The 21,418-nt window shown below is 59.9% G+C and carries 16 protein-coding genes, 1 tRNA gene and 2 pseudogenes; 17 read left to right on the forward strand and 2 right to left on the reverse strand.

Going from position 1 to position 21,418, the window contains the following annotated elements; translation table 11 throughout:
• The 12 genes and pseudogenes from tuf to ACT6VE_RS32605 form a co-directional block, all read left to right on the forward strand.
• Window positions 1–117, forward strand: a pseudogene (gene tuf / locus ACT6VE_RS32550) (elongation factor Tu); the annotation flags it as partial.
• 271 nt (window positions 118–388) lie between these two features.
• Window positions 389–1,045 carry a hypothetical protein gene (locus tag ACT6VE_RS32555; protein ID WP_444802371.1) on the forward strand — a complete coding sequence of 219 codons (657 nt, stop codon included), beginning with the start codon at window positions 389–391 and terminating at the stop codon, window positions 1,043–1,045.
• A gap of 136 nt (window positions 1,046–1,181) precedes the next feature.
• Window positions 1,182–1,257: transfer RNA gene (locus tag ACT6VE_RS32560), tRNA-Trp, on the forward strand.
• A 196-nt stretch (window positions 1,258–1,453) separates the two neighbouring features.
• Window positions 1,454–1,654, forward strand: a complete 201-nt coding sequence (secE, locus tag ACT6VE_RS32565; RefSeq protein WP_444802372.1) for a preprotein translocase subunit SecE — start codon at window positions 1,454–1,456, stop codon at window positions 1,652–1,654.
• A 16-nt stretch (window positions 1,655–1,670) separates the two neighbouring features.
• The gene (nusG, locus tag ACT6VE_RS32570) at window positions 1,671–2,201 is read left to right on the forward strand and encodes a transcription termination/antitermination protein NusG (RefSeq protein ID WP_444802373.1); all 531 of its coding nucleotides are present in this window, start codon (window positions 1,671–1,673) and stop codon (window positions 2,199–2,201) included.
• Between the two features lie 201 nt (window positions 2,202–2,402).
• Complete coding sequence (rplK, locus tag ACT6VE_RS32575) at window positions 2,403–2,834, forward strand: 50S ribosomal protein L11 (RefSeq protein WP_444802374.1); 432 nt, start codon at window positions 2,403–2,405, stop codon at window positions 2,832–2,834.
• Between the two features lie 4 nt (window positions 2,835–2,838).
• Window positions 2,839–3,531, forward strand: a complete 693-nt coding sequence (rplA, locus tag ACT6VE_RS32580; protein WP_444802375.1) for a 50S ribosomal protein L1 — start codon at window positions 2,839–2,841, stop codon at window positions 3,529–3,531.
• Window positions 3,532–3,881: 350 nt separating this feature from the next.
• Window positions 3,882–4,400 (forward strand): 50S ribosomal protein L10, encoded by a 519-nt coding sequence (gene rplJ / locus ACT6VE_RS32585; protein ID WP_444802376.1) that lies wholly within the window; start codon window positions 3,882–3,884, stop codon window positions 4,398–4,400.
• A 60-nt stretch (window positions 4,401–4,460) separates the two neighbouring features.
• Complete coding sequence (rplL, locus tag ACT6VE_RS32590; protein WP_444802377.1) at window positions 4,461–4,835, forward strand: 50S ribosomal protein L7/L12; 375 nt, start codon at window positions 4,461–4,463, stop codon at window positions 4,833–4,835.
• Window positions 4,836–5,088: 253 nt separating this feature from the next.
• On the forward strand, window positions 5,089–9,228 hold the full coding sequence (gene rpoB / locus ACT6VE_RS32595) for a DNA-directed RNA polymerase subunit beta (RefSeq protein ID WP_444802378.1): 4,140 nt from the start codon (window positions 5,089–5,091) through the stop codon (window positions 9,226–9,228).
• 156 nt (window positions 9,229–9,384) lie between these two features.
• The gene (gene rpoC, locus ACT6VE_RS32600) at window positions 9,385–13,596 is read left to right on the forward strand and encodes a DNA-directed RNA polymerase subunit beta' (RefSeq protein WP_444802379.1); all 4,212 of its coding nucleotides are present in this window, start codon (window positions 9,385–9,387) and stop codon (window positions 13,594–13,596) included.
• A gap of 123 nt (window positions 13,597–13,719) precedes the next feature.
• Window positions 13,720–14,304 carry a hypothetical protein gene (locus ACT6VE_RS32605; RefSeq protein ID WP_444802380.1) on the forward strand — a complete coding sequence of 195 codons (585 nt, stop codon included), beginning with the start codon at window positions 13,720–13,722 and terminating at the stop codon, window positions 14,302–14,304.
• A gap of 149 nt (window positions 14,305–14,453) precedes the next feature.
• Here ACT6VE_RS32605 and ACT6VE_RS32610 read toward each other — a convergent pair whose 3' ends face one another.
• Window positions 14,454–15,566 carry a helix-turn-helix transcriptional regulator gene (locus ACT6VE_RS32610; protein ID WP_444802381.1) on the reverse strand — a complete coding sequence of 371 codons (1,113 nt, stop codon included), beginning with the start codon at window positions 15,564–15,566 and terminating at the stop codon, window positions 14,454–14,456.
• Window positions 15,567–15,860: 294 nt separating this feature from the next.
• On the opposite strand from ACT6VE_RS32610, the gene ACT6VE_RS32615 reads away from it, so the two are divergent.
• A complete protein-coding gene (locus tag ACT6VE_RS32615; protein WP_444802382.1) occupies window positions 15,861–17,171 on the forward strand; it encodes a calcium-binding protein in 1,311 nt (436 codons plus the stop codon).
• A 128-nt stretch (window positions 17,172–17,299) separates the two neighbouring features.
• On the opposite strand, the gene ACT6VE_RS32620 is transcribed toward ACT6VE_RS32615, so the two are convergent.
• A complete protein-coding gene (locus tag ACT6VE_RS32620) occupies window positions 17,300–17,602 on the reverse strand; it encodes a transcriptional regulator (RefSeq protein WP_444802383.1) in 303 nt (100 codons plus the stop codon).
• Window positions 17,603–18,158: 556 nt separating this feature from the next.
• On the opposite strand from ACT6VE_RS32620, the gene rpsL reads away from it, so the two are divergent.
• The 4 genes and pseudogenes from rpsL to ACT6VE_RS32640 form a co-directional block, all read left to right on the forward strand.
• Complete coding sequence (gene rpsL / locus ACT6VE_RS32625) at window positions 18,159–18,530, forward strand: 30S ribosomal protein S12 (protein WP_022719193.1); 372 nt, start codon at window positions 18,159–18,161, stop codon at window positions 18,528–18,530.
• 58 nt (window positions 18,531–18,588) lie between these two features.
• A complete protein-coding gene (rpsG, locus tag ACT6VE_RS32630; RefSeq protein WP_444802384.1) occupies window positions 18,589–19,059 on the forward strand; it encodes a 30S ribosomal protein S7 in 471 nt (156 codons plus the stop codon).
• A 31-nt stretch (window positions 19,060–19,090) separates the two neighbouring features.
• Window positions 19,091–21,190, forward strand: coding sequence for an elongation factor G (gene fusA / locus ACT6VE_RS32635; RefSeq protein ID WP_444802385.1), 2,100 nt, complete (start codon window positions 19,091–19,093; stop codon window positions 21,188–21,190).
• Window positions 21,191–21,341: 151 nt separating this feature from the next.
• Window positions 21,342–21,418, forward strand: a pseudogene (locus ACT6VE_RS32640) (GTP-binding protein); the annotation flags it as partial.

Raw genomic sequence — 21,418 nt, forward strand, 5'->3', positions numbered from 1 at the left:
GTCACCGTTGCCGTCGAGCTGATCGTTCCGATCGCGATGGAAGAAAAGCTGCGCTTCGCTATCCGTGAAGGCGGCCGCACCGTCGGCGCCGGCATCGTAGCTTCGATCGTCGAGTAATTTCGGGTTTCTGACCTGATTATGAGCCCCGCGGGAAACCGCGGGGCTTTTTAGTGTTTAGGCATAACTCGCCAGCTCTGGGGATAGAGTCGAAGAGTCGCTGCTGTTAGGTTTGAGGCGTCGCTTCGAGCGGCATGGCCTTGGAGCGAGAGCCGAGGCCCAGCGCCTGCGGATCCAGAGCGATCCGGTTTGGTATGGGCGCTTCTGCGTGTGGCGGGCATAGGGTCTTGCCGCGCGCATCTTGGCAACCAGCAGACAGGCCCATATCTCCATGGACGTTTTGGTACGCGCGGCGCACGCAGCGCTCGTCCTCTCGATGATTCTTGCTTCTCCACCGGCTGGTGCTGCCGAGGCGAGTGATTCGCTCCTCATCTGGTCGCCCGCAAAGCTCTCCGGCAACGCCTATCGCCTGCGCATGGGCGCTCAGGCCGCGACAGGCAATCCTGTGAGCGCAGGGGTGGATGTGTCCGTTGCGACGTCGTCGACCGGTCGTGTGCGCAATACACGGGACTATGCGCGCCTCTGGGCGGAAATGCGCGGGCAGGGGCGCTCGGGGGCGGAGGCAAGCGTGTCCGCTGGCTACAACCCGCTGACCGGGCGCGTTTCAGCGACAGCGAGTGTGTCGCGGCGCTGGATGGCGTCGCCGTCGTTCGATGTCGTCGTCACGCCGTCCCTCACGGCTGATGCCCATGGGCGGCAAGGCTACCGCGGCGGCGTTCGCATGGCGCAGAAAACCCAGGTTCAGGCGCTGCGGACCGGGACGTCGTTCGTTGCTTCCGGCTCGGCGGCGAGCGGGAAAAGGCGCGTTGCAGCGGAATTCGGCGTTGAACAGCGTGTCTTCGATTGTCTCGATCTGACCGCATCGGTACGGCGGGAAGACACGTCCCTGATCGGCGGCGTCAAGGCGCGGCTTCGCTTCGATTGGTAATCGGTGGACGGGGAGGGTAAACTGCTGCAAAGCTGTGAAAAAATCTTGCTTTCGGGCTTGCCAAGTCGTTCCCTGCGCCGTAAAGACCCCATGCCTTGCCGGCAACGGGCGGTTCGCCATGGAGCGGCAGGCATCTAGGGGTATAGCTCAGTTGGTAGAGCGGCGGTCTCCAAAACCGCAGGTCGTCGGTTCAAGCCCGGCTGCCCCTGCCACTCCAAAAGCCGAACAGCGCGGACGACTTGCAGCGGCGGCGGGAGATGGCGCGACGGCGTTTGGCCGTCTAAATTCGCGAAAAGCCCGGGCTGCCTCTTGTGAAAAAGAGAATCGGGCTTTATGTAAGGCAAAACAGACACGCGGTGCGTGGAGCTGATGGTTCAGCTTTACGTGCCGTAATGGCGTGGACATTCAATGGCATCGAAAACAAATCCGATTGCGTTTCTGCAGCAGGTGCGCTCCGAGACGGCGAAAGTGACTTGGCCGTCGCGGCGCGAGACGATGATCTCGACCATCATGGTCTTCGTCATGGTCTTCCTTGCGGCAGTGTTCTTCTTTGCTGCTGACCAGTTGTTGGGATGGCTGATCGGCCTCATCCTCAGCGCAAGCGCCTGATTGGTTGGAGATGAGCATGGCTTCCCGTTGGTACATCGTCCACGCCTATTCGAATTTCGAAAAGAAGGTCGCTGAGGACATCGAGAACAAGGCGCGTCAGAAGGGCCTTGATCACCTGTTCGAAAAGATCCTCGTTCCGACCGAAAAGGTTGTCGAGGTGCGTCGTGGTCGCAAGGTTGATGCCGAACGCAAGTTCTTCCCCGGCTACGTGCTGGTGCGGGCGAACCTGACGGACGAGGTATTCCACCTCATCAAGAATACGCCGAAGGTCACGGGTTTCCTCGGTTCCGACAACAAGCCGGTTCCGATTCCGGATTCCGAAGCCGAGCGTATCCTGGCGCAGGTCCAGGACGGCGTCGATCGCCCGAAGCCCTCGATCTCCTTCGAGATCGGCGAGCAGGTTCGCGTTTCCGACGGTCCGTTCGCGTCGTTCAACGGCACCGTGCAGGACGTCGACGAGGAGCGTTCGCGCCTCAAGGTGGAAGTGTCGATCTTCGGTCGCGCAACCCCGGTCGAGCTGGAATACGCTCAGGTCGAAAAAATCTGATTTCGGTAGCGCCTCCGGGCGCTGCCTGTTCGAAATCCAGTCCTTCCAGGAGGATTGGTGGCGGAGGTTTCCGCCAATCGCGTGGGAGGGTAGGCGGCCTTTAAGCCGGGCGCCACATCCGCACCACGCAACCGCAGCCGCCGGTCTTCGGATCGGCATCATGGGCCGGGAAACCGGCCGCATTCTGAAAGGCAGAGAGAAATGGCTAAGAAAGTTGCAGGCCAGCTCAAGCTTCAGGTCAAGGCAGGATCGGCAAACCCGTCCCCGCCGATTGGTCCTGCGCTTGGTCAGCGTGGCGTAAACATTATGGAATTCTGCAAGTCGTTCAACGCGGCTACGCAGGAAATGGAAAAGGGTATGCCGATTCCGGTCGTCATCACCTATTACCAGGACAAGTCCTTCACTTTTGTGATGAAGCAGCCGCCGGTGACCTATTTCCTCAAAAAGGAAGCCAAGATCACGGCCGGCTCGAAGACCCCGGGCAAGGGCGCGACGGTCGGCAAGCTCACCAAGGCTCAGATCAAGTCGATCGCCGAAGCCAAGATGAAGGATCTCAACGCCGCCGATATCGAAGGCGCGATGGCAATGGTCGAGGGCTCTGCCCGCGCCATGGGCCTGGAAGTGGTAGGTTAAGACCATGGCCAAGATTGCAAAGCGCCTCCAGAAGATCCGTGAAGGCATCGACCCCACCAAGCTCGTTGCCCTGTCGGACGCCATCGCTCTCGTAAAAGAGCGTGCGATTGCCAAGTTCGACGAAACCGTCGAAGTCGCCATGAACCTCGGCGTTGACCCGCGTCACGCAGACCAGATGGTCCGCGGCGTCGTCAACCTGCCGAACGGCACCGGCCGTGACGTTCGCGTTGCCGTTTTCGCACGTGGCGCCAAGGCTGATGAAGCCAAGGCTGCCGGTGCTGACATCGTCGGCGCGGAAGACCTCGTCGAAATCGTCCAGGGCGGCAAGATCGATTTCGATCGCTGCATCGCGACCCCGGACATGATGCCGCTCGTCGGCCGTCTCGGTAAGGTTCTCGGCCCGCGCGGCATGATGCCGAACCCGAAGGTCGGCACCGTCACCATGGACGTTGCAGGCGCCGTCAAGGCATCCAAGGGCGGTGCTGTCGAGTTCCGCGTCGAGAAGGCTGGTATCATCCACGCCGGCATCGGCAAGGCTTCCTTCGACGCCAAGGCTCTGGAAGAAAACATCAAGGCATTTGCCGACGCCGTCATCAAGGCGAAGCCGGCTGGCGCCAAGGGCAACTACGTCAAGCGCGTAGCCATCTCTTCGACGATGGGCCCGGGCGTTAAGATCGATCCGGCAACCGTTGCCTGATTTTTCCGGCCCGGCTGACGCTGGACCGCAACAGAATTCCCGGCCTTGTCTGGCCGGGAATTTCCGGGGCTAAAACCCCGGAACTCCTGTCCGAGATTGCAGGTGGTTATCCCTTAATCACTTTAGCCTGCATGAGACGGGGTGAGACCTGGATTTCTTCAGCGTCGGATGGCGCCGAAATTCGGTTCGAACCTACCTTACCTTGTGTCGCGGCCCATCCGGGTCGAGTGCGGGGGGACAGGATCCTCGAGCGTCGCTCGGGATCCCTTTAAAAGCGGATCCCTTGCGGCAAAGGTAAACCCGGCAGGTCCCGTGAGTAGTCACGGTCCTGTCAACTGGAGATAGGCACAGTGGAAAGAGCGGAAAAACGCGAATTCGTCACGGAGCTGAACGAAGTCTTCAAGGCTTCCGGTTCGGTTGTCGTGGCCCGCTACGCCGGTATCACCGTCGCACAGATGAACGATCTTCGTAAGAGGATGCGTGCAGCGGGCGGTACCGTCAAGGTCGCGAAGAACCGCCTGGCCAAAATTGCCCTTCAGGGTACGGAGTCGGAAGGGATGTCAAATCTCTTCCAGGGTCAGACGCTCATTGCTTACGCAAATGATCCGATGATTGCTCCCAAGGTAGCCATGGATTTCGCCAAGACCAACGACAAGCTCGTTGTTCTCGGTGGCACCATGGGTGCGACCACACTCGACGCAGAAGCAGTCAAGTCGCTCGCGACCCTGCCTTCGCTCGACGAGCTTCGTGCAATGCTCCTGGGCCTGCTTGCAGCCCCGGCAACGCGCGTCGCCACGGTCGTTGCAGCACCGGCAAGCCAGCTTGCCCGCGTGTTCGCAGCCTACGCCAAGAAGGACGAAGCCGCTTGAGGCGGTTTTTCGCTGTAATCAAACAATACCAGTTCGAACCGAATATAAGGAACTATCACAATGGCTGATCTCGCAAAGATCGTTGAAGACCTCTCCGCTCTGACCGTTCTGGAAGCTGCTGAGCTTTCCAAGCTGCTGGAAGAGAAGTGGGGCGTTTCGGCTGCTGCTCCCGTAGCAGTTGCTGCTGCTGGCGGCGGTGCTGCTGCAGTTGTTGAAGAAGAAAAGACCGAGTTCGACGTTATCCTCGTCGAAGCTGGCGCCAACAAGATCAACGTCATCAAGGAAGTCCGCGCTATCACGGGCCTCGGCCTCAAGGAAGCCAAGGACCTCGTTGAAGGCGCTCCGAAGGCCGTCAAGGAAGCCGTCTCCAAGGCTGAAGCTGCCGACCTCAAGAAGAAGCTTGAAGACGCCGGCGCCAAGGTCGACGTTAAGTAATATCGGAATGCGATGGGAGAGGGCTTCGGCCCTCTCCCATTGATGATTCCTCTGAACTGATTACCCAAAAGCCGAGAAACCGGCTTTTGGGTAATGGGTTCTTCAAGAGGATGGTCTTCGACCCGCGAGATTGGGCAATCCGGCCCGTCAACCGGCAGCAAGACGAGTTTGAACCAACCCATGATAGACGGGATCGACTGGCCATCGAACCCCGTCCGTTGCAGGCCCGGATGTTTAATTTGAAGGAGCGACGATGGCTCAGACCCTTTCGTTTAACGGTCGTAGGCGCGTACGCAAGTTTTTTGGTAAAATCCCCGAAGTCGCAGTCATGCCGAACCTCATCGAGGTTCAGAAGGCGTCCTACGACCAGTTTCTGATGGTAGCAGAGCCCGCCGGCGGTCGCCCGGATGAGGGCCTTCAGTCCGTTTTCAAGTCGGTCTTCCCGATCACCGATTTCTCCGGCGCTTCCATGCTCGAGTTCGTCTCCTACGAATTCGAGCAGCCGAAGTTCGACGTAGAGGAATGCCGCCAGCGTGACCTGACCTATGCGGCACCCCTCAAGGTGACGCTGCGCCTCATCGTGTTCGATATCGACGAGGATACCGGCGCGAAGTCGGTCAAGGACATCAAGGAACAGAACGTCTACATGGGCGACATGCCGCTCATGACCGACAACGGTACGTTCATCGTCAACGGCACCGAGCGCGTCATCGTTTCCCAGATGCACCGTTCGCCGGGCGTGTTCTTCGACCACGACAAGGGTAAGAGCCATTCTTCCGGCAAGCTGCTCTTCGCAGCCCGCGTCATCCCGTATCGCGGTTCCTGGCTCGACATCGAGTTCGACGCCAAGGACATCGTGCATGCGCGCATCGACCGCCGCCGCAAGATCCCCGTCACGTCGCTGCTCATGGCACTCGGCATGGACGGCGAAGAGATCCTGTCGACCTTCTACACGAAGTCGTTCTACCAGCGCGACGGCAAGGGCTGGCGCGTTCCCTTCAATCCGGAAGCGCTGAAGGGCCAGAAGGCCGTCGCCGACATGGTGGACGCCGATAGCGGCGAAGTCGTCGTGGAGATCGGCAAGAAGCTGACGCCGCGCCTGCTTAAGACGCTCTCGGAAAAGGGCCTCAAGGCTCTCAAGGCGACCGACGAAGACCTCTACGGCAACTATCTCGCCGAAGACGTCGTCAACTATTCGACGGGCGAAATCTATCTCGAAGCCGGCGACGAAATCGACGAGAAGACCCTTCCGGTCATCATGGCGGCTGGTTTCGAAGAAATCCCGGTTCTCGACATCGACCATATCAATGTCGGCGCCTACATCCGCTCGACGCTGGCCGTAGACAAGAACGAGAACCGTCAGGACGCTCTGTTCGACATCTACCGCGTCATGCGTCCGGGCGAACCGCCGACCATGGATTCGGCCGAAGCCATGTTCAACACGCTGTTCTTCGATTCGGAGCGTTACGACCTCTCCGCCGTCGGCCGCGTGAAGATGAACATGCGCCTCGACCTTGAGGTCGCCGACACGGTCCGCACGCTGCGCAAGGAAGACATCCTTGCCGTCGTGAGGATGCTGGTCGAACTGCGCGACGGCAAGGGCGAGATCGACGACATCGACAACCTCGGCAACCGCCGTGTTCGTTCGGTCGGCGAATTGATGGAGAACCAGTACCGTCTCGGCCTGCTGCGCATGGAGCGCGCGATCAAGGAACGTATGTCCTCGATCGAGATCGACACGGTGATGCCGCAGGACCTGATCAATGCGAAGCCGGCTGCCGCCGCGGTTCGCGAATTCTTCGGTTCCTCGCAGCTCTCCCAGTTCATGGACCAGGTGAACCCGCTTTCGGAAATCACCCACAAGCGCCGTCTTTCGGCTCTTGGCCCGGGTGGTCTGACCCGCGAGCGCGCCGGCTTCGAAGTCCGCGACGTTCATCCGACCCACTACGGCCGTATCTGCCCGATTGAAACGCCGGAAGGCCCGAACATCGGTCTGATCAACTCGCTCGCCACCTTCGCCCGCGTCAACAAGTACGGCTTCATCGAAAGCCCGTACCGCAAGATCGTGGACGGCAAGGTGACGACGGACGTGGTCTACCTCTCCGCCATGGAAGAGGCGAAGTACCACGTTGCCCAGGCCAACTCGGTGCTCGGCGCAGACGGCTCCTTCTCGGAAGAGTTCGTCGTCTGCCGTCACTCCGGCGAAGTCATGCTGGCGCCGCGCGACCAGATCAACCTGATGGACGTTTCGCCGAAGCAGCTCGTTTCGGTTGCGGCCGCGCTCATCCCGTTCCTTGAGAACGACGACGCGAACCGCGCGCTCATGGGTTCGAACATGCAGCGTCAGGCCGTGCCGCTGCTGCGTGCGGAAGCCCCGTTCGTCGGCACCGGCATGGAACCGATCGTTGCCCGTGACTCGGGCGCTGCGATCGCGGCCCGCCGCGGCGGTGTCGTCGACCAGGTCGACGCGACCCGTATCGTTATCCGCGCCACCGAAGACCTCGATCCGTCGAAGTCGGGCGTCGATATCTACCGCCTGCAGAAGTTCCAGCGTTCCAACCAGAACACCTGCGTCAACCAGCGCCCGCTGGTCACCGTCGGTGACATTCTGAACAAGGGCGACATCATCGCGGACGGTCCGTCGACCGACCTCGGCGACCTGGCACTCGGCCGCAACGCGCTCGTCGCGTTCATGCCGTGGAACGGCTACAACTACGAAGACTCGATCCTGATGTCCGAACGCATCGTCTCCGACGACGTGTTCACCTCGATCCACATCGAGGAATTCGAAGTCATGGCCCGCGACACCAAGCTCGGTCCGGAAGAAATCACGCGCGACATTCCGAACGTTTCGGAAGAAGCGCTGAAGAATCTCGACGAAGCCGGTATCGTTTACATCGGTGCAGAGGTTCAGCCGGGCGACATCCTGGTCGGCAAGATCACCCCGAAGGGCGAAAGCCCGATGACGCCGGAAGAAAAGCTTCTGCGCGCCATCTTCGGTGAAAAGGCTTCCGACGTTCGCGACACCTCCATGCGCATGCCGCCCGGTACCTTCGGTACGGTCGTCGAAGTTCGCGTCTTCAACCGCCACGGCGTTGAGAAAGACGAACGCGCGATGGCGATCGAGCGTGAAGAGATCGAGCGTCTGGCAAAGGACCGTGACGACGAGCAGGCGATCCTCGACCGTAACGTCTACGGTCGTCTGGTCGACATGCTGCGTGGCCACGTTGCCGTCGCCGGCCCGAAGGCCTTCAAGAAGGGCACCGAGCTTTCGAACGCCATCATCTCCGAATATCCCCGCTCGCAGTGGTGGATGTTCGCAGTCGAGGACGAGAAGGTTCAGGGCGAGATCGAAGCGCTCCGCGGCCAGTACGACGAATCCAAGTCGCGCCTTGAACAGCGCTTCATGGACAAGGTCGAAAAGGTCCAGCGCGGCGATGAAATGCCCCCGGGCGTCATGAAGATGGTCAAGGTCTTCGTCGCTGTGAAGCGCAAGATCCAGCCGGGCGACAAGATGGCCGGCCGTCACGGCAACAAGGGTGTCGTCTCGCGCATCCTGCCGATCGAGGACATGCCGTTCCTCGAAGACGGTACGCATGTCGACATCTGCTTGAACCCGCTGGGCGTGCCTTCGCGCATGAACGTCGGTCAGATCCTCGAAACGCACCTCGCCTGGGCTTGCGCCGGTATGGGCAAGAAGATCGGTGATCTGCTTGACGCGTATCGCAAGACCATGGACATCACCGACCTGAAGCGCGAACTGACGGAAGTCTACGAGAGCGAAGCCAAGGACGAAGTCGCGCACTTTAACGACGACGCCCTGATCAAGCTGGCCGAGCAGTCCCGCAAGGGCGTCTCCATCGCAACGCCGGTGTTCGACGGTGCGCATGAACCTGACGTCGCCAGCATGCTGGAACGTGCGGGCCTCGCTACCTCGGGCCAGTCGGTTCTCTACGATGGTCGTACGGGTGAGGCTTTCGACCGCATGGTCACTGTCGGCTACATGTACATGATCAAGCTGAACCACCTTGTGGACGACAAGATCCACGCCCGTTCGATTGGTCCTTACTCGCTCGTGACCCAGCAGCCGCTGGGTGGCAAGGCGCAGTTCGGTGGCCAGCGCTTCGGGGAAATGGAGGTCTGGGCGCTCGAAGCCTACGGCGCCGCCTACACGCTGCAGGAAATGCTGACCGTGAAGTCGGACGACGTGGCTGGCCGCACCAAGGTGTACGAGGCGATCGTTCGTGGCGACGACACGTTCGAAGCGGGCATTCCGGAGAGCTTCAACGTTCTCGTCAAGGAAATGCGTTCGCTCGGTCTGTCGGTGGAGCTCGAGAACTCGAAGCTCGACGCCGCCAATGAAGCTGGCCAGCTTCCGGACGCCGCGGAATAGTCCTGATCGGGTGCGCGCCGAATGCGGCGCGCACCATTTCCGCCTCCGCCCGGTCGGGCAGGGGCGGCTCATCCGTTTCAAGCAGCCTTGCGGCACCCGGGTATCGCCGCAATTGGCTGCTAAGCAGAGGGCCACTGGCCCACGAAGGAGATAGGCATGAACCAAGAGGTCATGAACCTTTTCAATCCGCAGGTGCCTGCGCAGACGTTCGATTCCATCCGGATTTCGATCGCTTCTCCGGAAAAGATTCTTTCCTGGTCTTACGGTGAGATCAAGAAGCCGGAAACGATCAACTACCGTACGTTCAAGCCGGAACGCGACGGTCTGTTCTGCGCGCGCATTTTCGGGCCGATCAAGGACTACGAATGCCTGTGCGGCAAGTACAAGCGCATGAAGTACAAGGGCATCATCTGCGAAAAGTGCGGCGTTGAAGTTACGCTGTCGCGCGTTCGCCGTGAGCGCATGGGCCATATCGAGCTCGCCGCTCCCGTTGCCCACATCTGGTTCCTGAAGTCGCTTCCCTCGCGCATCTCGACGTTGCTCGACATGACGCTGAAGGATGTCGAACGCGTTCTCTATTTCGAGAACTACATCGTGACCGAGCCGGGCCTGACCGCGCTCAAGGAAAACCAGCTTCTTTCCGAAGAAGAATACATGATCGCCGTCGATGAATATGGTGAAGACCAGTTCACGGCGATGATCGGCGCCGAGGCCATTTTTGAAATGCTGGCCTCGATGAACCTCGAGCGGATCGCTGGCGATCTGCGTTCGGATCTGGCGGAAACCACGTCGGAGCTGAAGCAGAAGAAGCTGATGAAGCGCCTGAAGATCGTCGAGAACTTCATGGAATCCGGCAACCGCCCGGAATGGATGATCATGAAGGTCGTTCCGGTGATCCCGCCGGACCTGCGTCCGCTGGTTCCGCTCGATGGCGGCCGTTTCGCGACGTCCGACCTCAACGATCTGTACCGCCGCGTCATCAACCGCAACAACCGTCTGAAGCGCCTGATCGAACTGCGCGCACCGGGCATCATCATCCGTAACGAGAAGCGCATGCTTCAGGAATCGGTTGACGCCCTGTTCGACAACGGCCGCCGCGGCCGCGTCATCACCGGCGCCAACAAGCGCCCGCTGAAGTCGCTGTCCGACATGCTCAAGGGCAAGCAGGGCCGCTTCCGCCAGAACCTGCTCGGCAAGCGCGTCGACTATTCCGGCCGTTCGGTTATCGTGACCGGTCCGGAACTGAAGCTGCACCAGTGCGGCCTGCCGAAGAAGATGGCGCTCGAGCTGTTCAAGCCGTTCATCTATGCCCGCCTCGACGCGAAGGGTTTCTCCTCGACCGTCAAGCAGGCCAAGAAGCTCGTCGAAAAGGAAAAGCCGGAAGTCTGGGATATCCTCGACGAGGTCATCCGCGAACATCCGGTTCTGCTGAACCGCGCACCGACGCTGCACCGCCTGGGCATCCAGGCCTTCGAACCGATCCTGGTCGAAGGCAAGGCCATCCAGCTGCACCCGCTCGTCTGCACGGCCTTCAACGCCGACTTCGACGGTGACCAGATGGCTGTTCACGTTCCGCTCTCGCTGGAAGCCCAGCTGGAAGCGCGCGTGCTCATGATGTCGACGAACAACATTCTGCACCCGGCGAACGGCGCACCGATCATCGTTCCCTCGCAGGACATGGTTCTCGGTCTCTACTATCTGGCCATTCTGAACCAGAACGAGCCGGGCGAAGGCATGGCCTTCTCCGACATGGGTGAATTGCAGCATGCCCTCGAAAACAAGGTCGTGACGCTGCACGCCAAGATCCGTGGTCGCTTCAAGTCGGTTGACGTCGACGGCAAGCCCTACACGAAGATCTATGAAACGACGCCTGGCCGCATGATCATCGGCGAACTGCTGCCGAAGAACGGCAACATTCCGTTCGACATCTGCAACCAGGAAATGACCAAGAAGAACATCTCCAAGATGATCGACTCGGTCTACCGTCACTGCGGCCAGAAGGACACGGTCATCTTCTGCGACCGCATCATGCAGCTCGGCTTCAGCCATGCCTGCCGCGCCGGCATTTCGTTCGGCAAGGACGACATGGTCATTCCGGACACCAAGGCCAAGATCGTCGGTGACACCGAAAGCCTGGTGAAGGAATACGAACAGCAGTACAACGACGGTCTGATCACCCAGGGTGAGAAGTACAACAAGGTCGTTGACGCTTGGGGCAAGGCCACCGAAAAGGTTGCCGAGGACATGATGGCCCGCATTAAGGCCGTGGAGTTCGATCCCGAGACCGGTCGTCAGAAGCCGATGAACGCGATCTACATGATGTCGCACTCCGGCGCGCGTGGCTCTCCGAGCCAGATGCGTCAGCTGGGCGGTATGCGCGGCCTCATGGCCAAGCCGTCGGGCGAGATCATCGAAACGCCGATCATCTCGAACTTCAAGGAAGGCCTGACCGTTAACGAGTACTTCAACTCGACGCACGGTGCCCGTAAGGGTCTTGCAGACACCGCCTTGAAGACCGCGAACTCCGGTTACCTGACCCGCCGTCTCGTCGACGTCGCGCAGGATTGCATCGTCACGCATGTCGACTGCGGCACCGACAAGGGCCTCACGATGACGGCGATCGTCGACGCCGGTCAGGTCGTGGCTTCGATCGGCACCCGCGTTCTCGGCCGCACCGCGCTGGATGACATCGATCATCCGGTCACGGGCGATCGTATCGTCGATGCAGGCCGGATGATCCTCGAGGCCGACGTTGTGCTGATCGAGAAGGCTGGTATCCAGTCGATCCGTATCCGCTCTGCGCTGACCTGCGAAATCCAGACCGGTGTGTGCGGCGTCTGCTACGGTCGCGACCTTGCACGTGGCACGCCCGTCAACATGGGCGAAGCCGTGGGCGTCATCGCGGCACAGTCGATCGGCGAGCCGGGCACCCAGCTCACCATGCGTACCTTCCACTTGGGCGGCACGGCGACCGTGGTCGACCAGTCGTTCCTGGAAGCGTCGTATGAAGGCACGGTGCAGATCAAGAACCGCAACATGCTGCGCAACTCCGACGGCAACCTCGTCGCGATGGGCCGTAACATGGCGATCACCATCCTGGACGAGCGCGGCGTGGAACGTTCCTCGCAGCGCGTCGCCTACGGTTCGAAGATCTTCGTGGACGATGCCGACAAGGTGAAGCGCGGCCAGCGTCTCGCCGAGTGGGACCCCTACACCCGTCCGATGATGACGGAAGTCGAGGGTACCGTTCACTTCGAAGACGTCGTCGACGGTATCTCGGTTCTGGAATCGACGGACGAGTCCACCGGCATCACCAAGCGTTCGGTCATCGACTGGCGCTCGACGCCGCGCGGTACGGACCTGAAGCCGGCCATCATCATCAAGGACAAGAATGGCGCTGTCGCCAAGCTGTCCCGCGGTGGCGAAGCTCGCTTCATGCTCTCGGTCGACGCGATCCTTTCGGTCGAGCCGGGTCAGAAGGTCTCCCAGGGTGACGTTCTTGCCCGTTCGCCGCTGGAAAGTGCCAAGACCAAGGACATCACCGGTGGTCTGCCGCGCGTTGCCGAACTGTTCGAAGCCCGTCGTCCGAAGGACCACGCCGTCATCGCTGAGATCGATGGTACCGTCCGCTTCGGCCGCGACTACAAGAACAAGCGTCGCGTGATGATCGAGCCGGCGGAAGACGGTGTCGAGCCGGTCGAATACCTGATCCCGAAGGGCAAGCCCTTCCATCTTCAGGACGGCGACTACATCGAAAAGGGTGACTACATCCTCGACGGCAATCCTGCGCCGCACGACATCCTGGCGATCAAGGGCGTGGAAGCACTCGCTTCCTACCTCGTGAACGAAATCCAGGAAGTCTACCGACTGCAGGGCGTTGTGATCAACGACAAGCACATCGAGGTGATCGTTCGCCAGATGCTGCAGAAGGTCGAGATCACCGATGCTGGCGACTCGACTTACATCGTCGGCGACAACATCGACCGTATCGAGCTGGAAGACGTCAACGATGGTCTGATCGAAGAAGGCAAGAAGCCGGCTTACGGCGATCCGGTCCTTCTCGGCATCACCAAGGCGTCGCTGCAGACCCCGTCGTTCATCTCGGCCGCATCCTTCCAGGAGACCACCAAGGTTCTCACGGAAGCTGCGATCGCCGGCAAGACCGACGGCCTGCAGGGCCTCAAGGAAAACGTCATCGTCGGCCGCCTTATCCCGGCCGGTACCGGTGGCACGATGACCCAGATCCGCCGCATCGCGACGGCCCGCGACGAGATGATCCTCGACGAGCGCCGCAAGTCGACGGGTGCTGGCGTTGCAACCCCGATGCTGGCGGACCTCGCCGGCGGCGAGGGCGCGGCTGCCGAGTAAAGGTTGTCGTTCTTTTAACAATAACAAGGCCGCCCGGAGCAATCCGGGCGGCCTTTTTCATTGATAGTTTAAGATATACGGGCCTATCCACATGCGCTTGAACAGAATTCTGGGGGAGTTTTCGTGCTGAATTCGCATGCGACCCGGGTGAGGCGCTCTATCGACTACGTGATCATCAAATTTTCGTCGAATGAAGCCGTTGATGGGCTTTGGATCGGTGCTTTTGTTGCCCGCAGCGAAAGGAGCCACGTTCTTGCCCAACTTCGCACCGCGCTTAGGCTTATCAAGTCATATGATCCCTATCGCTACAAAAGGGCATTAGCTCGGTTCGACAAAATTCTGGTGCTTCATGTACCGTCTCGCGGGCAGTTTATTCCAAACCTCAGGCGGTGTGTGCTCGATACGGATTTTGTAAAAACTGCAACGGTTGAGGAGATTGCCTCCACAATCGTTCACGAAGCAACCCATGGTGAGTTGATAGAGCGCGGGATTGGATATGGCGAAGAGATCCGGCGGCGGGTGGAGGGCGTATGTACCCGACAGGAACTTGCATTCGCCGCAAAGATCCCTGATTTCGCCAAGGTCGTGAAGCGTGCCGAGACGAAACTCGATCTGCCTGCCGAAACCTGGTCAGACGAAATGTCCGTACAACGAAAGATTCAGTGGCTGAAAGACGATGGTTGGCCGAACTGGATGCTCCGTTGTTAGCCGGCGTATACCGCTGGAAGTATCGCCGAGCGAAGAGGCGGTCGGAAGCTAGGCAAACCGATTGATCGCCACTTTTCCTTCGAGTGCACCGCGATTCTTCCGCGCCAATGCGTGCGCGACAATGGACATGCCAATACCCTGAGCGGTCTTCACCCGCGTGGGGGATCTTGCGGTGACGATGGCAGCGTATATCTGGCCACGACCGACAAGCGGCGAACGAGGTCGCTTTGTCCGGAACTGCCGGTCTTGGCGTAGATGGCTTTGGCGACGCTGCGCGCGGTTTCATAGGAGATGCCAAGCCGCCTGGCGACTTCCGGCAAGGCCATACCGCTTTGTATCTCGATGGCGATGCGCGCTTCGCTGCGGGTCAGGTCATAAAGCCCTTTCAGGATGCGCAGGTCGTTCGCCTGCGCTGCCGCCGGTTGGGCAATCAGAACGATGGCCGTGCCCCGCGGCGCAAAATCGAGAGCGTTCCCGCACAGCGGTATGACGTGCACGATGCAGGCCTGCTCGTCCTCCGTCGCCGGCAGGGGGATCGATTTGATCTGGTCACTGGCGATGTTCGCCAGTGCGTCAAGGAGCAATCGATTGGCGCTTTCATCGTGAAGGAAAATCCGGTCGCGGGCGCGGATCGAGACGCGGCGTAGCGCTGTCGTAAAGAGCGGATTTGCCGACAATACACACCCATTGTCCTGCACGATGGCAGCGGGTGCGCCGATCGCGCTCAGGCCGGCAGTCAGGAGGTCGGCTTTCTGCTGGTCCAGCTCCGTTGCCAGCACAAGGCTTCTGGCGATATGCGGCCGCAGGCTGTCGAGGAAACGGATCGCTTCGTCGCTGATACTGCCTTTCGCGAGCTTCTGCTCGAAGATGAGGCTCATGCTGGTGTTTTCGGGACCAGCTATCAGTGTAGAGGTGGCGCATCCCAAGCCGCGCGGAGTGAGGAATTCACGATAGATCGGCATGGTGCGCCGCTCTTCCATGGTGAAGAGGTCGGCGTCTCGCACAAAGGAGAACTGGCCCTCGCGATTGGCTCTCTCCAGTCGGACATTTTTTGCCGCCCAGCCTTCGGCCATGAATTCTTCCAGCAACTCGAGAAGAGTGGCCGTTACCATCCATTTGCGTTCGCCGCCGGCCTCCCAGGTGAGTGCCCCGCCCCAGAAATCGCAATAGCGGCCTATAGCAGCGACAACCTCGCGCCAGCGGTCCTTGAATATTGCTGCTTCGTAGATCTTGCCGATCAGTTCGGACTGTATTGCTTCCATAAGCGTTCCAGCATTGCTTCACCGGCGGTATCGAGCTCCCACCTATGCGCCATCGTGGAGCATTTCACAAAAAAATCAAACGGCTATTGGGATGCCAGATGCCCCGTGCGTGGTGTTTCGCTCGTGCAAATGCAGCCTGGCGGTCCCGCTTCGGTGTGGCTAGCTGCCATGGTGGAGATCCAGGGCAATGGTCCGCACGTGTATTCCTAACGAAATACCCTCCAATTGGGGGGCGATTGTTTGAGCCTTGGTGATATGCCGATCAAGAAGTCCGTTTTGCAGCAGGGGAACACCATGGCTACCTACACTATGAAAATGCCTTACGGGCAGTTTCCCGGGCAGTACCTGCCCAACCACTGGGCCACGGATTACAATCCGGCTCTGGGTGAACTGCTGGCCTCTGGAAAATACATCAAGAGCACGTCGACCGGCGCCATCTATCGCATGGAGAACGGCGTCGATCTCGTCATCACGGGCACCAATCTCAAATATGTTTCGAAGGGCGGCACGCTCAATGGCGGCACGATCACATCGCTCAAGCTCGTCGAGAGTGCGGGCGGCGAGGTTATGCAAACCCTTACCGGTCTGAATTGGGCGGGCAGCGACTTCTACAAGACGGTTAATCAGGGTGACGCCTGGTATACCGCGAGCATCGTGCTGAAAGGTGCCGATGTTCTCCAGGGAAGCGCTGGCGGCGATGAGCTTTGGGGTTTTGGCGGCAACGACAAGCTCATCGGCGGCGCCGGCGGCGACAACCTCGCGGGTGGACGCGGCGCCGATACCTATGATGGTGGCACGAGTGCCGGGAGCATCGACCAGCTCACGTTCGATGACGCCTATAATGACCCGGTGGGCGCCAAGGGCGTCGTCGTCGACATGGCCAAGGGGACGGCGACCGACCCGTGGGGTTTTTCGGAAACGTTCAAGAACATCGAACGCATCAAGGGAACGCAGTTCGGCGACAAGATCTCCGGTTCGGCAGGGGCGGATGAGTTCCGTCCGCTTGGTGGCAATGACATCGTTGATGGCCGGGGCGGGATCGACACGATCCGCTATGACCGCGACTATCAACACGGCGGCAACAAGGGCGTCACGGTTGATCTCGCGTCCGGCAAGGCGACCGATGGCTACGGGGGAATCGACAAGCTCTCCAACATCGAGAACGCTGTTGGCACGGATGGCAATGACAGCATCAAGGGAAGCAGCGTTGCCAACGAACTGAGTGGCAGGGGCGGTAACGACAAGCTTTACGGGGGGCTTGGAAAAGATCTTCTAAAGGGAGGCGAAGGCAAGGATGTGTTCGTCTTCGACACCAAGCCGAGTGCTGCCAACATCGACACGATCGCTGACTTCAACGTCAAGGATGACACGATCTGGCTCGACGACGACGTGTTCACCAAGGCCGGAAAGGTCGGCGACCTGGCAGCCGCGGCATTTTACGCGGGCGCCAAGGCGCACGATGCCAGCGACCGCATCATCTACGAAAAGGCGAGCGGAAAGCTGTTCTACGATCAGGACGGGGATGGTAGCGCTGCGGCCGTTCAGATCGCGCTTCTGGGCAAGGGACTTACATTGACGGCGTCGGATTTCGACATCATCGCATAGGCCGTCGATCTGGCATGCGCGCGGATGGAGCCGAGCCTGCCGTCCATCGGGGGCGGCCCGGCGGGAGAGGCTTTATCTACGGCGCGTCGGCGCAGGCATTGCCCTACCAATGCCTGCGCCACATTCATTCATGCAAAGCGGATGATTGCCACTTCGCCTTCGAGCGCGCCCTTGTAGGCGGAAGCGTGTGGTTCCTCTACGGGAACATCCGTCAGTGTGCCGATCTGGTCGAGGTCGGCTTCGAGGAACCCCTCTTCCGAAAGGGCGTTGAGCGCCTCGCGCACGGCGCTGTCGTCATCCGGTGCGCGCAGCATGACGTGGATGTCGATGCCGGCTTCGCCTGCGCGCTCATAGGCCTTGCCGATGATGATGAAGATCATCGGGTCGTCGAGCGCGTTGTTGTCGTTGTCATTGTCGGCACTGGATGCCATGGCGTGTTCCTCACGGGATGGACGATGTTCGTTCTATAAAGGGTAGGGCGGTCGGACCCAAACGCAAAATCGAGGCCGTCACCAAAAGGTGAGTCGCGGGAATCATTGGATGTGTTTTCGGCCGCCCGACTCTTGTGGTTGATTCCGTCTTCAGGCTTTCTTAATGTTGTCTGGCGAGAGCGGTTCGCTTCGAAAGCGACGTGAACGGGGCAGGGTGAGGCGCTGAAAGCCCTGCTTTCCGGGCAGAGCAGCCATTCCCACCCGGGATTCTTTCGCGCCGCCCCTTGACGTTTTGCCCTTAAGTCAGTAGACCGCACGCCATCAGAGCCTATGTGAGGCTGGCTGTTTCGGAACGACTCGTTCTGGAGTTCGCCTCAAACAGGGCTCGACACACGTTGAGAACATGAATGCTGCACGCATGACGCGGTAATACCGTGTCCTCTGCTCATCGAGGTCATCCGCCAACGGTGGATCGGCCTTGTTTTGCGCATGAACAGGCGTGTGGCCATGTATCCGCCCGAAAGGGCACCGAGACACTATTGCAAGGGATGGGTCTATGCCTACCGTAAACCAGTTGATCCGCAAGCCGCGCCAGGCGTCGGTAAAGCGCAACAAGGTTCCTGCTCTGCAGGAAAACCCCCAGAAGCGTGGCGTTTGCACCCGCGTTTATACGACGACCCCGAAGAAGCCGAACTCGGCTCTGCGTAAGGTCGCCAAGATTCGCCTGACCAATGGCTTTGAAGTCATCGGCTACATTCCGGGCGAAGGTCACAACCTGCAGGAACACTCTGTCGTCATGATCCGTGGCGGCCGCGTAAAGGACTTGCCGGGTGTGCGTTACCACATCATCCGCGGCGTTCTCGACACCCAGGGCGTCAAGAACCGCAAGCAGCGCCGTTCCAAGTACGGTGCGAAGCGTCCGAAGTAATATAGTAACCGGCGCCATTTCGCTGGTCAGTCCATTCTAAGTTTGAGAGACAAAAAGTATGTCCCGTCGCCACAGAGCAGAAAAGCGCGAGATTAATCCGGACCCGAAGTTCGGCGATCTCGTAGTCACCAAGTTCATGAATGCCATCATGCTGGACGGCAAGAAGTCCGTCGCCGAAACGATCGTTTACGGCGCATTCGATGTTGTTCAGGGCAAGGCCAAGGCGGACCCGGTCACGGTGTTCCATTCGGCTCTCGACAACGTTGCGCCGCACGTCGAAGTGCGTTCGCGCCGCGTTGGTGGTGCGACCTACCAGGTTCCGGTCGATGTTCGTCCGGAGCGCCGCCAGGCTCTCGCAATCCGTTGGCTGATCGCAGCTGCCCGCAAGCGTAACGAAACGACCATGGTCGAGCGCCTCTCCGGCGAACTCATGGACGCGTCGAACAACCGCGGCAGCGCCGTCAAGAAGCGCGAAGACACGCACAAGATGGCTGACGCCAACCGTGCCTTCTCGCACTATCGCTGGTAACCGAAACTAGACGTCTCGAAAGGAGTCCGAAATGGCTCGCGAATATAAAATCGAAGACTACCGAAATTTCGGTATCATGGCGCATATCGACGCCGGCAAGACGACGACGACCGAGCGTATCCTCTACTACACCGGTAAGTCCCACAAGATCGGCGAAGTCCATGACGGCGCCGCTACGATGGACTGGATGGAGCAGGAGCAGGAACGCGGTATCACCATCACGTCCGCTGCCACCACGACCTACTGGAAGGGCCGTGACGGCAAGACCCGCCGCTTCAACATCATCGACACCCCCGGCCACGTTGACTTCACCATTGAAGTCGAGCGTTCGCTGCGCGTTCTCGACGGTGCGATTGCTCTTCTCGACGCCAACGCCGGTGTAGAGCCGCAGACGGAAACCGTCTGGCGCCAGGCTGAGAAGTACAACGTTCCGCGCATGATCTTCTGTAACAAGATGGACAAGACCGGCGCGGACTTCTACCGCTCGGTGTCCATGATCAAGTCGCGCCTCGGTGCGATTCCGGTCGTTATGCAACTGCCGATCGGCGCTGAGACCGAGTTCAAGGGCGTTATCGACCTGGTCGAGATGAATGCTCTCGTCTGGCGCGATGAATCGCTCGGCGCCCAGTGGGACGTCGTCGAAATCCCGGAAGACATGAAGGCCCTGGCCGACGAATACCGCGAGAAGCTCATCGAGACCGTCGTCGAAATCGACGAAGCCGCGATGGAAGCCTATCTCGAAGGTAACTACCCGGATAACGAACAGATCCGTGCGCTCGTTCGCCGCGGCACCATCGACGTGAAGTTCCACCCGATGTTCTGCGGTACCGCGTTCAAGAACAAGGGCGTTCAGCCGCTCCTCGACGCCGTCGTCGATTACCTGCCGTCGCCGGCAGACATCCCGGCCATCAAGGGCGTCGACGTCAAGACCGAACTGGACATCGAGCGTCACGCCGATGACAGCGAGCCGCTTTCCATGCTCGCGTTCAAGATCATGAACGACCCCTTCGTCGGTTCGCTCACCTTCGCCCGCATCTATTCCGGCAAGCTCGAGAAGGGCACGTCGGTCATGAACACGGTCAAGGACAAGCGCGAGCGCGTCGGCCGCATGCTGCAGATGCATTCCAACTCGCGTGAAGACATCGAAGAAGCCTTCGCAGGTGACATCGTTGCTCTCGCCGGCCTCAAGGACACGACGACGGGCGATACGCTCTGCGATCCGCTGAAGCCGGTTATCCTCGAGCGCATGGAATTCCCGGAGCCGGTCATCCAGATCGCGATCGAGCCGAAGACGAAGAACGACCAGGAAAAGATGGGCCTCGCCCTCAACCGCCTGGCCGCTGAAGATCCGTCCTTCCGCGTCAAGACCGACGAAGAATCCGGCCAGACGATCATCGCAGGCATGGGCGAACTTCACCTGGACATCATCGTCGACCGTATGCGTCGCGAGTTCAAGGTCGAAGCCAATGTCGGCGCCCCGCAGGTCGCCTATCGTGAGACGATCACGAAGAGGACCGAAAAGGACTACACGCACAAGAAGCAGACCGGTGGTACCGGCCAGTTCGCCCGCGTGAAGCTCGTGTTCGAACCGAATCCGGATGGCGAAGATTTCCTCTTCGAATCCAAGGTCGTCGGCGGCTCTGTTCCGAAGGAATACATTCCGGGCGTTCAGAAGGGTATCGAAAGCGTTCTGTCCTCGGGTCCGCTCGCAGGCTTCCCGATGCTCGGCGTCAAGGCGACGCTCATCGACGGTGCCTACCACGATGTCGACTCCTCGGTCCTCGCCTTCGAAATCGCGTCGCGTGCATGCTTCCGTGAAGCCTCCCGCGAGGCCGGCGCACAGCTGCTCGAGCCGATGATGAAGGTCGAAGTCGTAACGCCGGAAGACTATGTCGGTGACGTTATCGGCGACCTGAACTCCCGTCGTGGCCAGATCCAGGGCCAGGAGACCCGCGGCGTTGCCGTTGTCATCTCCGCCAACGTGCCGCTGGCGAACATGTTCAAGTACGTGGACAACCTGCGCTCCATGTCGCAGGGCCGCGCCCAGTACACGATGACCTTCGATCACTATGCGCCGGTTCCTTCGAACGTCGCGCAGGAAATCCAGGCAAAGTTTTCCGGTCAGAAGTGATCGGAAAACGCCTATAGCGCCGCGCGCCTTTTGACGCGCAATGGACGCTGTAGCATTCAGAATTGGCTTACGATCCTTTCGCTGAGAGGGTCGTAAGCATACGAAATTTGTATGAATTCCCCTCTGCGGGATAAAGAACGGAGAGCCGGAAATGGCAAAGAGCAAGTTCGAGCGCAACAAGCCTCACGTAAACATCGGCACGATCGGCCACGTTGACCATGGCAAGAC

The organism is Shinella sp. (assembly GCF_052438155.1).
Classification (GTDB): domain Bacteria; phylum Pseudomonadota; class Alphaproteobacteria; order Rhizobiales; family Rhizobiaceae; genus Shinella.